Source organism: Massilia cellulosiltytica (genome assembly GCF_047325105.1).
Lineage (GTDB): Bacteria > Pseudomonadota > Gammaproteobacteria > Burkholderiales > Burkholderiaceae_D > Telluria > Telluria orientalis.
Genome location: NZ_CP168562.1, coordinates 6,446,440 through 6,458,600 on the forward strand (window position 1 = coordinate 6,446,440; position 12,161 = coordinate 6,458,600).

Genomic DNA, 12,161 nt, shown 5'->3' on the forward strand with positions numbered 1-12,161 from the left:
GGGCAACATTAGATACGACGACGCTTCGGCGGACGGCAGCCGTTGTGCGGAACCGGCGTCACGTCCTGGATCTCGGTGATCTTGATACCCAGGTTGTTCAGCGCGCGCACAGCCGACTCACGGCCCGGGCCCGGACCCTTGATGCGGACTTCCAGGTTCTTCACGCCGTATTCCTGAGCAACCTTGCCAGCTGCTTCGGCTGCGACCTGAGCCGCGAACGGGGTCGATTTACGCGAACCCTTGAAGCCTGCGCCGCCGGACGTCGCCCACGACAGGGCATTGCCCTGACGATCGGTGATCGTGATGATGGTGTTGTTGAACGATGCGTGGACGTGTGCGATGCCTTCGGCGACGTTCTTCTTGACTTTCTTGCGGATGCGGGCTGCAGCCGCCGAGCTTTGTTGCTTAGCCATGGTCAGTTCCTAGATTATTTCTTGAGCGATTGAGCTGCCTTGCGCGGGCCCTTGCGGGTACGTGCATTGGTACGGGTGCGTTGACCGCGGACCGGCAGGCCTTTGCGGTGACGCATGCCGCGGTAGCAGCCCAGGTCCATCAGACGCTTGATGCTCATGGACAGCTCACGGCGCAGGTCGCCCTCGACCACGAACTTGCCGACTGCATCACGCAGCTTTTCCAGCTCGTTGTCGTCCAGGTCCTTGACCTTCTTGTTGGTCGCAACGCCGGTCGATTCGCAGATCTGCTTCGAGCGGGTACGGCCGATACCATAGATCGCCGTCAGGCCGATGACGGTGTGCTGGTGATTGGGGACGTTGACCCCTGCAATACGTGCCATTCGATATTCCTCGTATTAACCTTGACGCTGCTTGTGACGCGGCTCGACGCAGATCACACGGACCACGCCCTTGCGCTTGATGATCTTGCAGTTGCGGCAGATCCGCTTGACTGAAGCGTTAACTTTCATTTTGCACTCTCTTCCAGATTCGATAACTTGATTAGTTTTACTTGGTGCGGAACACGATGCGGGCCCGGGACAAGTCGTAAGGGGTCAGCTCCACCGTTACCTTGTCACCCGGAAGAATGCGGATGTAATTCATCCGCATTTTACCCGAGATATGTCCAAGCACCACGTGCCCGTTTTCCAGCTTCACGCGAAAGGTCGCGTTCGGGAGGTTCTCCAGAATCTCCCCTTGCATTTGGATGACGTCGTCTTTTGCCATTCGGTCTATTCACTCCTGGGGGCGCCGGCCGCTCAACGCGACGGGATACCGCCCTTGAAATTAGCCTTGCGCAGCAGCGATTCATATTGCTGCGACATGACGTAGTTCTGCACCTGCGCCATGAAATCCATCGTGACGACCACGATGATCAGGAGCGAGGTTCCGCCAAAGTAGAAAGGTACTTTCCACTGGCTCTGGAAGAACTCCGGCACCAGGCACACCAGCGTGATATAGACCGCACCGGCCAGGGTCAGGCGCATCAGGATCTTGTCGATGTAGCGTGCGGTCTGCTCGCCCGGACGGATGCCCGGTACAAACGCGCCGCTCTTCTTCAAGTTGTCCGCCGTTTCCTTGCTGTTGAATACCAGCGCCGTGTAGAAGAAGCAGAAGAACACGATGGCCACCGCATACAGCAACGCGTGGATCGGTTCGCCCGGGCTCAGCGAGGCAGCGAGGTCTTTCAGGAACCCGACGACGGGGCTGTTGACATCTTTGCCACGCGTGAACCAGTCGACGATCGTGGCCGGGAACAGGATGATCGACGAAGCGAAGATCGGCGGGATCACCCCAGCCATGTTCAGCTTCAGCGGCAGGTGGCTGGTTTGGCCACCATAGATCTTGTTACCGACCTGGCGTTTCGCGTAATTCACCAGGATCTTGCGCTGACCGCGTTCGACGAACACGACAGCGTAAGTCACCAGGGCTACCAGAATCACGATGATGATCGCGGAGAAGCTACCGATCGAGCCGTTCGACACCAGGGTGAACAAGCCACTCAGTGCGCCCGGCAGACCTGCTGCGATACCGGCAAAAATGATGATCGAGATACCGTTACCAAGACCACGCTCGGTGATCTGCTCGCCCAGCCACATGAGGAACATGGTGCCGGTCAGCAGGGTCACGACGGTCACGAGGCGGAAGCCCATGCCCGGATCGATCACGAGGCCTTGCTGCGCCTCGAGCGCGACGGCGATGCCGAACGCCTGGAACAGAGCCAGCACGACCGTGAAATAACGGGTGTACTGGGTGATCTTGCGGCGGCCGGCCTCGCCCTCCTTCTTCAGTGCTTCCATCTGCGGCGAGACGATCGACACCAGCTGCATGATGATCGAAGCCGAAATGTACGGCGTGATGCCAAGTGCGAACACGGCAAAACGAGACAAGGCACCGCCCGAGAACATGTTGAACATGCCGAGAATGCCGCCCTCGTTCTGCTTGAACAGCTGGGCCATGGCGATCGGGTCAATCCCGGGGACCGGGATATGAGCTCCGATACGGTACACGACCAATGCGCCAAGCAAGAACCACAACCGGCCCCAGGGGAAACCGGATGCAGCACTTTTACCAAGTTGTGAATTAGTCGCCAATTTTTGCTCCGATCAGGCAGCGGTCGCGTTTAGGCGACCGAGCCGCCAGCTGCTTCGATTGCTGCTTTCGCGCCAGCGGTTGCCTTGATGCCTTTCAGGTTCACCGCTTTGGTGATTTCGCCCGACAGGATCACGCGCACGTCGCGAGCGACGACCGGCAGCACGCCGGCTTGCTTGAGCACCAGGACGTCGACGTCGGCGACGGCCAGGTTGTTCAGGTCCGACAGACGCACTTCAGCCTTGAACGTAGCGTTCAGCGACTTGAAGCCACGCTTCGGCAGACGGCGCTGCAGCGGCATTTGACCGCCTTCGAAGCCGACCTTGTGGAAGCCGCCCGAACGCGACTTCTGACCCTTGTGACCGCGGCCGGCGGTCTTGCCCAGGCCCGAGCCGATACCGCGACCGACGCGGCGCTTGGCGTGTTTCGCGCCTTCAGCGGGTTGGATGGTATTGAGTTGCATTATTTTCTCCGTTGACCAAGCCGCAGCTTAGTCGACAATTTTCACGAGGTAGTTGACCTTGTTGATCATGCCGCGGATCGCCGGGGTGTCCTGCAGCTCGGAAACCGAGTTGACACGACGCAGACCCAGACCGCGCACGGTGGCGCGGTGATCCTGGCGGGTACCGATCAGGCCTTTGACCAGCTTGACTTTGATGGTGTTTGCCATAGTTGTTCCCCTTAACCCAGGATCTCTTCCACCGACTTGCCGCGCTTGGCAGCGATGTCGGCCGGAGTGCTCATTTTTGCCAGACCGTCGAGGGTCGCGCGAACCAGGTTGTACGGGTTCGACGAACCGGTCGACTTGGCGACGACGTCGGTCACGCCCATGACTTCGAAGATTGCGCGCATTGCGCCGCCTGCGATCACGCCGGTACCCGGCTTGGCCGGCGACATCATCACGTACGACGCGCCGTGGCGGCCGGTGACGCTGTGCTGCAGCGTACCGTTCTTGAGGGGCACCTTGATCAGGTTGCGGCGGGCTTCTTCCATCGCTTTCTGCACGCCGACCGGAACTTCCTTCGACTTGCCTTTGCCCATGCCGATGCGGCCATCGCCGTCACCGACAACGGTCAGCGCTGCAAAACCCATGATACGACCACCCTTGACCACTTTGGTCACGCGGTTGATCGCGATCATTTTCTCGCGCATGCCATCATCCGGCTTGTCGCTTGCCATTTTCGCTTGCATTTTTGCCATGACGATTCTTCCTTAGAACTTCAGACCAGCTTCGCGCGCGGCTTCTGCCAGCGCCTTCACACGGCCGTGGTAACGGAAACCCGAACGGTCGAATGCGACTTCGGTGATCCCTGCTTTCAGTGCTTTTTCTGCGACGCGCTTGCCAACCAGTGCGGCTGCAGCGGCGTTGCCGCCCGCACCCGACTTGCCGCCCAGCTCGGCGCGCACTTCTGCTTCCAGCGTCGAAGCCGAAACCAGGACCTTCGCATCCGGGCTGATCAGGTTCGCATAGATGTGCAGGTTGGTGCGGTGCACCGACAGGCGGTTCACGCCCAACTGCGCGATCTTGATGCGGGTTTGGCGTCCGCGACGCAGACGCGATTCTTTCTTGTCCATCGTCAGCTCCGATTATTTCTTCTTGGTTTCTTTAAGCTTCACCACTTCGTCCGCATAACGGACACCCTTGCCTTTGTACGGCTCAGGCGAGCGGTAAGCACGCACTTCTGCGGCAACCTGGCCGACCTGTTGACGGTTGATACCCTTGATCAGGATCTCGGTCGGGGTCGGGGTCGCTGCGGTGACGCCTTCCGGCATCGCGTGCAGCACAGGGTGCGAGAAGCCCAGCGACAGGTTCAGGGCGTTGCCTTGGACGGCGGCCTTGTAACCCACGCCGACCAGGGTCAGGCGCTTTTCGAAACCTTTGGTGACACCGGTCACCATGTTGTTCACCAGTGCACGCAGGGTGCCCGACATGGCGTTCGATTCGCGCGAATCGTCGATCACGTCAAAGGTCAGCGTGCCATTGTTGTTTTCCACTTTGACCAGGCCGTTCAGCGGCTGGGTCAGGGTGCCCAGCGGGCCCTTGACGGTGATCGACGACGCGTTGATCGCGACATCGGTACCGGCCGGGACGGCGATTGGCATCTTAGCTACTCGAGACATCGTCTACTCCTTAAGCCACGTAGCAAATCACTTCGCCACCGACACCGGTAGCACGTGCTTTGCGGTCGGTCATCACACCCTTCGGGGTCGAGACGATTGCCACACCCAGGCCGTTCATGACCTGAGGGATCTCGTCTTTGCCCTTGTAGATGCGCAGGCCAGGACGGGAGACGCGCTCGATGCGCTCGATAACCGGACGGCCGACGTAGTACTTCAAACCGATTTTCAGTTCAGCCTTGCCACCTTCGGTGGACACGGCGTAATCTTCGATGTAACCCTCATCCTTCAGGACGTTGGCAATCGCAACTTTCAGCTTCGACGACGGCATTTCGACGGTGGTCTTCTGCACGCCTTGCGCGTTGCGAATACGGGTCAGCATATCGGCGATAGGATCGCTCATACTCATTGCTTATTCTCCTATTACCAGCTAGCTTTGGTCATACCCGGGATTTCGCCTTTCATGGCGAATTCGCGGAGTTTAATACGGGCCAGACCGAATTTACGGAAAGTGCCACGAGGACGGCCGGTCATGGCGCAGCGGTTACGCTGGCGGGTCGGGGCCGAGTTACGCGGCAGGGCCTGCAGCTTCAGGCGTGCTTCGTAACGCTCTTCTTCGGTCTTCGACTGGTCGTCGATGATTGCTTTCAGAGCGGCACGCTTTGCGGCGAATTTCTCCACCAGGTCTGCACGCTTCTGTTCGCGGTTAATCAGTGCAAGTTTTGCCATGTTCTTAGTTCCGGAACGGGAATTTGAATGCGGCGAGCAGCGCTTTGGCTTCTTCGTCGGTCTTAGCGGTCGTGGTGATCGAGATGTTCATGCCACGCAGCGCATCGATCTTGTCGTAATCGATTTCCGGGAAGATGATCTGCTCTTTGACGCCGATGTTGTAGTTGCCGCGACCATCGAACGATTTGCCGCTGACGCCACGGAAGTCACGCACGCGCGGCAGGGCCACGGTGATGAAACGGTCCAGGAATTCGTACATGCGGGCGCCACGCAGGGTCACCATCGTGCCGATCGGGTAGCCTTCGCGGATCTTGAAACCTGCGATTGCCTTGCGAGCCTTGGTCACGACCGGCTTCTGGCCAGCGATCTTCGTCAGGTCGCCGGTTGCGTGCTCGATGATCTTCTTGTCGGCGACAGCTTCCGACAGACCCATGTTCAGGGTGATCTTGGTCAGGCGCGGCACTTCCATCACCGACTTGTAACCGAATTTTTCGGTCAGTTCGGCAACGACTTTGTCTTTATAAACTTGTTGGAGACGGGCCATTTCTAATTACCCTTTCACTACTTCGCCGTTCGACTTGAAGACGCGGACTTTTTTGCCATCCACTTCTTTGAAGCCAACGCGATCAGCCTTGCCGGTCGCTGCATTGAACAGCGCGACGTTCGACACGTGAATCGGCATGGTCTTGTCGACGATACCACCAGTTACGCCGGTCATCGGGTTCGGCTTGACGGCCTTCTTGGCCACGTTCACGCCTTCGACGATGACGTGCTCAGCATCTACACGCTGCTGAACGACACCGCGCTTGCCTTTATCTTTACCGGCCAGAACGATGACTTCGTCGTTTTTACGAATCTTATCCATTGCTGCTCCCTTACAGAACTTCAGGTGCCAGGGACACGATCTTCATGAACTTCTCGGTACGCAGTTCGCGCGTCACCGGTCCGAAGATGCGGGTACCGATCGGCTCCAGCTTGCTGTTCAGCAGGACGGCGGCATTGCCGTCGAACTTCACCAGGGAGCCGTCCTGGCGGCGCACACCTTTAGCGGTACGCACGACCACGGCGTTGTAGATTTCACCTTTCTTGACGCGGCCGCGCGGAGCAGCTTGCTTCACGGTGACCTTGATCACGTCGCCAATGCTGGCGTAACGGCGCTTGGAGCCGCCCAATACCTTGATGCACAGAACTTCTTTTGCACCGGTATTGTCGGCCACTTCGAGCCGGCTTTCGGTTTGAATCATGATATTTTCTTTCCCAACTTAAGCCGAAGAAACCCCACGGAAAACCGTAGGCCTGCGGTCAGTCTTGGTCCCGCCGTCCGCACTCATTGCAAGCGCGTACGTTTGGGTGATTGGACTTTCCAATGTTCGTTGCAGGCCGCAGTTACCGAAGGACAAACTGCGGCAACACATGAACGAAGCCCGCTAGTATTCCACATACCAGCGGGCCACGCAAGACAAATTTTAGAGGCGTTGTAACAACACCCCTTCAGGCATTACAGAACCGGAGCGACCTGCAGCACTTTGGTCAGGGTCCAAGCCTTCGTCTTCGAGATCGGGCGACCTTCCGCGATCTCGACGGTGTCGCCGATTTTCGCCTGGTTGGTCTCGTCGTGCGCGTGATACTTGTTCGAACGCACGATGATCTTGCCGTACAGCGGGTGCTTGACGTGACGTTCGATCAGCACGGTCACCGTCTTGTCCATCTTGTCGGACACGACTTTGCCGACCAGCGTACGCTTCAGCGCCGTTTTAGTGGTGTCGTTCATTTGGCTTCCTTCTGGTTCATCACAGTCTTGACACGCGCGATATCGCGGCGCACCTTCTTGAGCTGGGCGGTGTTCGTCAGTTGCTGCGTAGCGATTTGCATGCGCAGGCCGAACTGTGCCTTCAGCAGCTCATTCAGCTCTTGTTGCAGAGCTGCCTGGTCCTTGCCGCGGAGTTCCGTTGCTTTCATTCTTAACTCCTGTTATTGACCGACTTGACGCACGACGAACGTCGTCGCCAGCGGCAGTTTGGCGGCAGCCAGACGGAAGGCTTCGCGCGCCAGTTCTTCAGCGACGCCGTCCATTTCGTACAGGACCTTGCCCGGCTGGATCTCGGCCACGTAGTACTCCGGATTACCTTTACCGTTACCCATACGGACTTCAGCCGGCTTGTTCGAGATCGGCTTGTCCGGGAAGATACGGATCCAGATACGGCCGCCACGCTTGATGTGACGGGTCATGGCACGACGTGCAGCTTCGATCTGGCGTGCGGTGATACGGCCGCGGGCAACTGCCTTCAGACCGAATTCGCCGAACGAGACCGCGGTGCCGCGGGTGTGCGAAATGCCGGTGTTGCGGCCTTTCTGCTCTTTACGATACTTTCTGCGGGATGGCTGCAGCATGCTTATTCTCCTGCTTTCTCAGCGGCCGGCTTGGCAGCACGGCGGCCTGCGGGTGCGGTACCTGGCTTGGCGCCCGGGCGGCCACGGCCAGCCGGTTTGCCATCGTCACGACGCGGACCGCGCGGCTTTTTCTCGTCGGCCGGAACGTCGATCACCGGTGCTTCGCCGGTCGGCGAACGGTCACCCTTGTAGACCCAGACTTTCACGCCGATGATGCCGTACGTGGTCGAGGCTTCGCTGGTGCCGTAGTCGATGTCGGCGCGCAGGGTGTGCAGGGGCACACGGCCTTCGCGGTACCATTCGGTACGTGCGATCTCGATGCCGTTCAGGCGGCCCGACGACATGATCTTGATGCCGACGGCGCCCAGACGCATGGCGTTCTGCATGGCGCGCTTCATCGCGCGGCGGAACATGATGCGCTTTTCGAGCTGCTGGGCGATCGAATCGGCGATCAGCTGCGAGTCGATTTCCGGCTTGCGGATCTCTTCGATATTGACGTGCACCGGCACGCCCATGATCTTCGTCAGCGACGACTTCAGGACTTCGATGTCTTCGCCCTTCTTGCCGATGACGACGCCCGGACGCGACGAGTAGATCGTGAAGCGCGCGTTCTTGGCCGGACGCTCGATGACGATGCGGCCGACGGAGGCGTTCTTCAGTTTCTTCTTCAGGAAAGCGCGGGCTTCCAGGTCTTCCTTCAGCATGTCGGCGAAGTTGCCGTTGCCAGCGTACCAGCGCGATGCCCAGTTACGGGTGACCGCCAGGCGGAAGCCGGTTGGGTGGATTTTCTGACCCATCGTGTGACTCCTTAGTTACCGACAGTCACGAAGATGTGACAGGATTGTTTCGAAATGCGATCACCGCGGCCTTTGGCACGTGCCGTAAAGCGCTTGAGGATCGGGCCCTTTTCGACATAGATCTGAACGACCTTCAGTTCGTCGATGTCGGCACCATCGTTGTGCTCGGCGTTCGCGATTGCGGACTCCAGCACTTTCTTGATGATGGTCGCGCCTTTTTTCGGGCTGAACTGCAGGATGTTCAGCGCGGCGTCGACTTTCTTGCCGCGGATCAGATCGGCGACGAGGCGGCCTTTCTGTTCCGACAGGCGGACGCCTTTGAGGATAGCTTTAGTTTCCATTATTTCTTCGCCTTCTTGTCAGCGGCGTGGCCCTTGAACGTGCGGGTCAGGGCGAATTCGCCCAGCTTGTGACCCACCATGTTCTCGGACACGTACACCGGCACGTGCACTTTACCGTTGTGGACGGCGATCGTCAGACCGATGAAGTCCGGGGTGATCGTCGAGCGGCGCGACCAGGTTTTGACCGGCTTTTTGTCTTTGTTCGCTTGCGCGGCTTCGACTTTTTTCACCAGGTGGGCGTCAATGAACGGCCCTTTTTTCAATGAACGAGTCATGTCTTATCCTTATTTCTTGCCGCGGCGCGAGACGATCATCGACGACGTGCGCTTGTTCGAACGCGTCTTCTTGCCCTTCGTCTGCTGGCCCCATGGCGACACCGGATGACGACCGGCAGCCGTACGACCTTCACCACCACCGTGCGGGTGGTCGATCGGGTTCATCACCACACCGCGAACGGTCGGGCGGACACCGCGCCAGCGCATTGCACCGGCTTTACCGATCTTGCGCAGGTTGTGCTCGCCGTTGCCGACTTCGCCAACCGTTGCGCGGCACTCGATGTGCACGCGGCGCACTTCACCCGAACGCAGGCGAACCTGAGCGTAGGTACCTTCGCGAGCCATCAGCACGACGCCGGCGCCTGCGGTACGGGCCATCTGGGCACCCTTACCCGGCAGCATTTCGACGCAGTGCATGGTGGTGCCGACCGGGATGTTACGGATCGGCAGGCAGTTACCCGACTTGATCGGCGCTTCCGAGCCGTTCATGACGGTATCGCCCACGGCCATGCCTTTGGTGGCGATGATGTACGCGCGGAAACCGTCGGCGTAGCACACCAGAGCGATGTGCGCGCTGCGGTTCGGGTCGTATTCAATGCGCTCGACCTTGGCCGGGATACCGTCCTTGTTGCGCTTGAAGTCGACCACGCGGTAGTGGTGCTTGTGGCCACCGCCGATGTGGCGGGTGGTGATGTGACCGTTGTTGTTACGGCCAGCGGTCTTCGATTTCTTCTCAACCAGGGCTGCAAACGGACGACCCTTGTACAGGTCGGCGTTCACAACCTTCACCATGCCGCGGCGGCCTGGGGAGGTTGGCTTCATCTTAACGAGTGCCATTATTTAGCCTCCTCGACAAAATTGATTTCCTGGCCCGGCTTCAGGGCCACGAAAGCGCGCTTGGTGTGGTTGCGGCGACCGGTGAAACGGCCCGAACGCTTCTGCTTGCCTTCGCGGTTCACGGTCTGCACCGATTCCACTTCGACTTTGAACAGCAGCTCGACGGCGGCTTTGATTTCCGGCTTGGTCGCGTCCGGCAGGACCTTGAACACGATCTGTTCGTTCTTTTCCGCGACGAAGGTCGCCTTTTCGGAAATGACCGGAGCCAGCAGCACCTTCATCAGGCGCTCTTCGCTGAATTTGATTGCGGCGCTCATGCGTACATCTCCTCGATCTTGGCCAGAGCAGCTTTGGTGACCAGGACTTTCTTGTAGAACACCAGCGACATCGGGTCGGCGTGCTTCGGCTCGACAACCAGCACGTTCGGCAGGTTGCGCGATGCCAGCAGCAGGTTTTCATCGATGGTGTCGGTGATCACCAGGACCGAGTCCAGACCCATGCCCTGCAGCTTTTGCGACAGCAGCTTGGTCTTCGGTGCTTCGACGGTCAGGTTCTCGATGACGCTCAGGCGGTCTTCGCGGGCCAGCTGCGAGAAGATCGAGCAGATACCTGCGCGATGCATCTTCTTGTTGACCTTGTGCGAGAAGTTCTCGTCCGGCGAGTTCGGGAAGATACGACCACCACCGCGCCACAGCGGCGACGACGACATACCGGCACGAGCACGGCCCGTACCTTTTTGACGCCACGGCTTCTTGGTCGTGTGGGAGACTTCTTCACGATCCTTCTGCTTGCGGTTGCCCGAGCGCGCGTTGGCGGCGTAGGCGACCACGATCTGGTGGATCAGGGCTTCGTTGTAGTCACGGCCGAACACGGTGTCGGCGGCGTTGACTGCGGCGCCAGCTTGACCTTGCTCATTCAGGAGCTTCAGTTCCATCTCTTACGCTCCTTTCTTGGCTTTGACTTTGACTGCCGGCTTGACGATCACTTGACCGTTCTTGGCGCCAGGAACGGCACCCTTAACCAGCAGCAGTTGACGCTCGGCGTCGATACGGGCGATTTCCAGGTTCTGGGTGGTGACAGTGACATCACCCATGTGACCGGTCATGCGCTTACCCGGGAACACACGGCCCGGATCCTGTGCCATACCGATGGAACCCGGCACGTTGTGCGAACGCGAGTTACCGTGGGTGGCGCGGCCCGACGAGAAGTTGTAACGCTTGATGGTACCGGCGTAGCCTTTACCGATCGAGGTGCCTTGCACGTCGATCTTCTGGCCCACTTCGAACAGCGAGACGTTGACTGCGTCGCCAGCTTTGAAACCAGCGGCTTGAGCGGCTTCGACGCGGAATTCCTTCAGCATCGTGCCAGCTTCGACGCCAGCTTTGGCGTAGTGACCGGCAGCGGCCTTGTTCACGCGGGAAGCGCGACGTTGACCGAAGACGACCTGAACTGCGGCATAACCATCAGTTTCAGGAGTTTTGATTTGCGCAACACGGTTGTTCGACACGTCCAGCACGGTGACGGGAATCGAATCGCCGTCGTCCGTGAAGATGCGCATCATGCCAACCTTGCGACCGAGAAGGCCCAGGCTCATTTTTTCTCCATTCCCACCTACGATTGGGCGGGGCTAGTTGACTATCGGAAGTTTTAAAAAAACTTCCTCTTAAACGCGTGGGCCAAAAAAAGATAGGCCCACACCGAAGCCGGCTAGTATAGCGCGCGCAACGGATGGACGCAACAGGAAAATGCGAAGCTGACGCGGCCTGTTGCGCTTTACGCTAGAGTCGTGGAGATCAGAGAATCCGTTCAAGCTGAACGGCACAGAAAAGACACCTTGGCATCTTTTCTCTACAGGCTCGAGGCCTGCGATATGGAGGAATTCTGGTGGGCGGTGCAGGATTCGAACCTGCGACCCCTTGGATGTCGACCAAGTATTCTAACCAGCTGAACTAACCGCCCGGGGAGCCGCATTATACGAGGATGTTTTAGCAAAGCGCAATACCCAATCCAAAAAACTCGTCATTCCGTGATTCGGTGCAAACGTCTCACGGGTTGTCGATGTTATTTTGCAATGTTATCCTTGACGGGTTCCACCGGGGACGAGCGCCGTCTCACACCATAAATACAATC

General features: G+C 58.8%; 25 protein-coding genes and 1 tRNA gene. All 26 read right to left on the reverse strand.

Annotated elements, in window-relative coordinates:
- Positions 1-8: 8 nt before the first annotated feature.
- Entirely contained in the window at positions 9-413 is a 405-nt protein-coding gene (gene rpsK / locus ACEN9H_RS28280) for a 30S ribosomal protein S11 (RefSeq protein ID WP_036172227.1), read from the reverse strand.
- Positions 414-427: 14 nt separating this feature from the next.
- A complete protein-coding gene (rpsM, locus tag ACEN9H_RS28285; RefSeq protein ID WP_036240369.1) occupies positions 428-793 on the reverse strand; it encodes a 30S ribosomal protein S13 in 366 nt (121 codons plus the stop codon).
- A gap of 15 nt (positions 794-808) precedes the next feature.
- Positions 809-922 carry a 50S ribosomal protein L36 gene (rpmJ, locus tag ACEN9H_RS28290; RefSeq protein WP_005663407.1) on the reverse strand — a complete coding sequence of 38 codons (114 nt, stop codon included), beginning with the start codon at positions 920-922 and terminating at the stop codon, positions 809-811.
- 37 nt (positions 923-959) lie between these two features.
- Positions 960-1,178, reverse strand: a complete 219-nt coding sequence (gene infA / locus ACEN9H_RS28295) for a translation initiation factor IF-1 (protein WP_005663428.1) — start codon at positions 1,176-1,178, stop codon at positions 960-962.
- A gap of 32 nt (positions 1,179-1,210) precedes the next feature.
- Positions 1,211-2,545 carry a preprotein translocase subunit SecY gene (gene secY, locus ACEN9H_RS28300; RefSeq protein WP_056126499.1) on the reverse strand — a complete coding sequence of 445 codons (1,335 nt, stop codon included), beginning with the start codon at positions 2,543-2,545 and terminating at the stop codon, positions 1,211-1,213.
- Between the two features lie 29 nt (positions 2,546-2,574).
- Complete coding sequence (gene rplO / locus ACEN9H_RS28305; protein WP_036240364.1) at positions 2,575-3,006, reverse strand: 50S ribosomal protein L15; 432 nt, start codon at positions 3,004-3,006, stop codon at positions 2,575-2,577.
- 27 nt (positions 3,007-3,033) lie between these two features.
- Positions 3,034-3,213, reverse strand: a complete 180-nt coding sequence (gene rpmD / locus ACEN9H_RS28310; RefSeq protein ID WP_036240361.1) for a 50S ribosomal protein L30 — start codon at positions 3,211-3,213, stop codon at positions 3,034-3,036.
- Positions 3,214-3,224: 11 nt separating this feature from the next.
- Positions 3,225-3,743, reverse strand: coding sequence for a 30S ribosomal protein S5 (gene rpsE / locus ACEN9H_RS28315; RefSeq protein ID WP_036240359.1), 519 nt, complete (start codon positions 3,741-3,743; stop codon positions 3,225-3,227).
- Between the two features lie 12 nt (positions 3,744-3,755).
- Positions 3,756-4,118 carry a 50S ribosomal protein L18 gene (gene rplR / locus ACEN9H_RS28320; protein ID WP_036240357.1) on the reverse strand — a complete coding sequence of 121 codons (363 nt, stop codon included), beginning with the start codon at positions 4,116-4,118 and terminating at the stop codon, positions 3,756-3,758.
- A 12-nt stretch (positions 4,119-4,130) separates the two neighbouring features.
- Positions 4,131-4,664 carry a 50S ribosomal protein L6 gene (gene rplF, locus ACEN9H_RS28325; RefSeq protein WP_056126497.1) on the reverse strand — a complete coding sequence of 178 codons (534 nt, stop codon included), beginning with the start codon at positions 4,662-4,664 and terminating at the stop codon, positions 4,131-4,133.
- Positions 4,665-4,674: 10 nt separating this feature from the next.
- Complete coding sequence (gene rpsH / locus ACEN9H_RS28330; RefSeq protein ID WP_036240352.1) at positions 4,675-5,070, reverse strand: 30S ribosomal protein S8; 396 nt, start codon at positions 5,068-5,070, stop codon at positions 4,675-4,677.
- A 14-nt stretch (positions 5,071-5,084) separates the two neighbouring features.
- Positions 5,085-5,390: a 30S ribosomal protein S14 gene (rpsN, locus tag ACEN9H_RS28335; protein ID WP_056126496.1), complete on the reverse strand. Its 306-nt coding sequence runs from the start codon at positions 5,388-5,390 to the stop codon at positions 5,085-5,087.
- A 4-nt stretch (positions 5,391-5,394) separates the two neighbouring features.
- On the reverse strand, positions 5,395-5,934 hold the full coding sequence (gene rplE / locus ACEN9H_RS28340) for a 50S ribosomal protein L5 (RefSeq protein WP_036240349.1): 540 nt from the start codon (positions 5,932-5,934) through the stop codon (positions 5,395-5,397).
- Between the two features lie 6 nt (positions 5,935-5,940).
- A complete protein-coding gene (rplX, locus tag ACEN9H_RS28345) occupies positions 5,941-6,255 on the reverse strand; it encodes a 50S ribosomal protein L24 (RefSeq protein WP_036240348.1) in 315 nt (104 codons plus the stop codon).
- Between the two features lie 10 nt (positions 6,256-6,265).
- On the reverse strand, positions 6,266-6,634 hold the full coding sequence (gene rplN, locus ACEN9H_RS28350; protein WP_056126494.1) for a 50S ribosomal protein L14: 369 nt from the start codon (positions 6,632-6,634) through the stop codon (positions 6,266-6,268).
- A 254-nt stretch (positions 6,635-6,888) separates the two neighbouring features.
- Positions 6,889-7,161, reverse strand: coding sequence for a 30S ribosomal protein S17 (rpsQ, locus tag ACEN9H_RS28355; RefSeq protein ID WP_036240344.1), 273 nt, complete (start codon positions 7,159-7,161; stop codon positions 6,889-6,891).
- The gene (rpmC, locus tag ACEN9H_RS28360) at positions 7,158-7,349 is read right to left on the reverse strand and encodes a 50S ribosomal protein L29 (protein WP_036240341.1); all 192 of its coding nucleotides are present in this window, start codon (positions 7,347-7,349) and stop codon (positions 7,158-7,160) included. Before rpmC ends, rpsQ begins: the two co-directional genes overlap by 4 nt.
- A gap of 12 nt (positions 7,350-7,361) precedes the next feature.
- On the reverse strand, positions 7,362-7,781 hold the full coding sequence (rplP, locus tag ACEN9H_RS28365) for a 50S ribosomal protein L16 (protein ID WP_005663456.1): 420 nt from the start codon (positions 7,779-7,781) through the stop codon (positions 7,362-7,364).
- 2 nt (positions 7,782-7,783) lie between these two features.
- On the reverse strand, positions 7,784-8,578 hold the full coding sequence (gene rpsC, locus ACEN9H_RS28370) for a 30S ribosomal protein S3 (RefSeq protein ID WP_036240339.1): 795 nt from the start codon (positions 8,576-8,578) through the stop codon (positions 7,784-7,786).
- Between the two features lie 11 nt (positions 8,579-8,589).
- Entirely contained in the window at positions 8,590-8,922 is a 333-nt protein-coding gene (rplV, locus tag ACEN9H_RS28375) for a 50S ribosomal protein L22 (RefSeq protein ID WP_179966292.1), read from the reverse strand.
- A complete protein-coding gene (gene rpsS / locus ACEN9H_RS28380) occupies positions 8,919-9,194 on the reverse strand; it encodes a 30S ribosomal protein S19 (protein WP_036240336.1) in 276 nt (91 codons plus the stop codon). The genes rplV and rpsS overlap by 4 nt, the downstream gene beginning before the upstream one ends.
- A gap of 9 nt (positions 9,195-9,203) precedes the next feature.
- Entirely contained in the window at positions 9,204-10,031 is an 828-nt protein-coding gene (gene rplB / locus ACEN9H_RS28385) for a 50S ribosomal protein L2 (RefSeq protein WP_036240335.1), read from the reverse strand.
- The gene (gene rplW, locus ACEN9H_RS28390; RefSeq protein WP_036240333.1) at positions 10,031-10,348 is read right to left on the reverse strand and encodes a 50S ribosomal protein L23; all 318 of its coding nucleotides are present in this window, start codon (positions 10,346-10,348) and stop codon (positions 10,031-10,033) included. The genes rplB and rplW overlap by 1 nt, the downstream gene beginning before the upstream one ends.
- Positions 10,345-10,965 carry a 50S ribosomal protein L4 gene (rplD, locus tag ACEN9H_RS28395; RefSeq protein WP_056126492.1) on the reverse strand — a complete coding sequence of 207 codons (621 nt, stop codon included), beginning with the start codon at positions 10,963-10,965 and terminating at the stop codon, positions 10,345-10,347. Before rplD ends, rplW begins: the two co-directional genes overlap by 4 nt.
- 3 nt (positions 10,966-10,968) lie before the next feature.
- On the reverse strand, positions 10,969-11,625 hold the full coding sequence (gene rplC, locus ACEN9H_RS28400; protein ID WP_036240330.1) for a 50S ribosomal protein L3: 657 nt from the start codon (positions 11,623-11,625) through the stop codon (positions 10,969-10,971).
- A gap of 288 nt (positions 11,626-11,913) precedes the next feature.
- Positions 11,914-11,990: transfer RNA gene (locus ACEN9H_RS28405), tRNA-Val, on the reverse strand.
- Positions 11,991-12,161 lie beyond the last annotated feature (171 nt).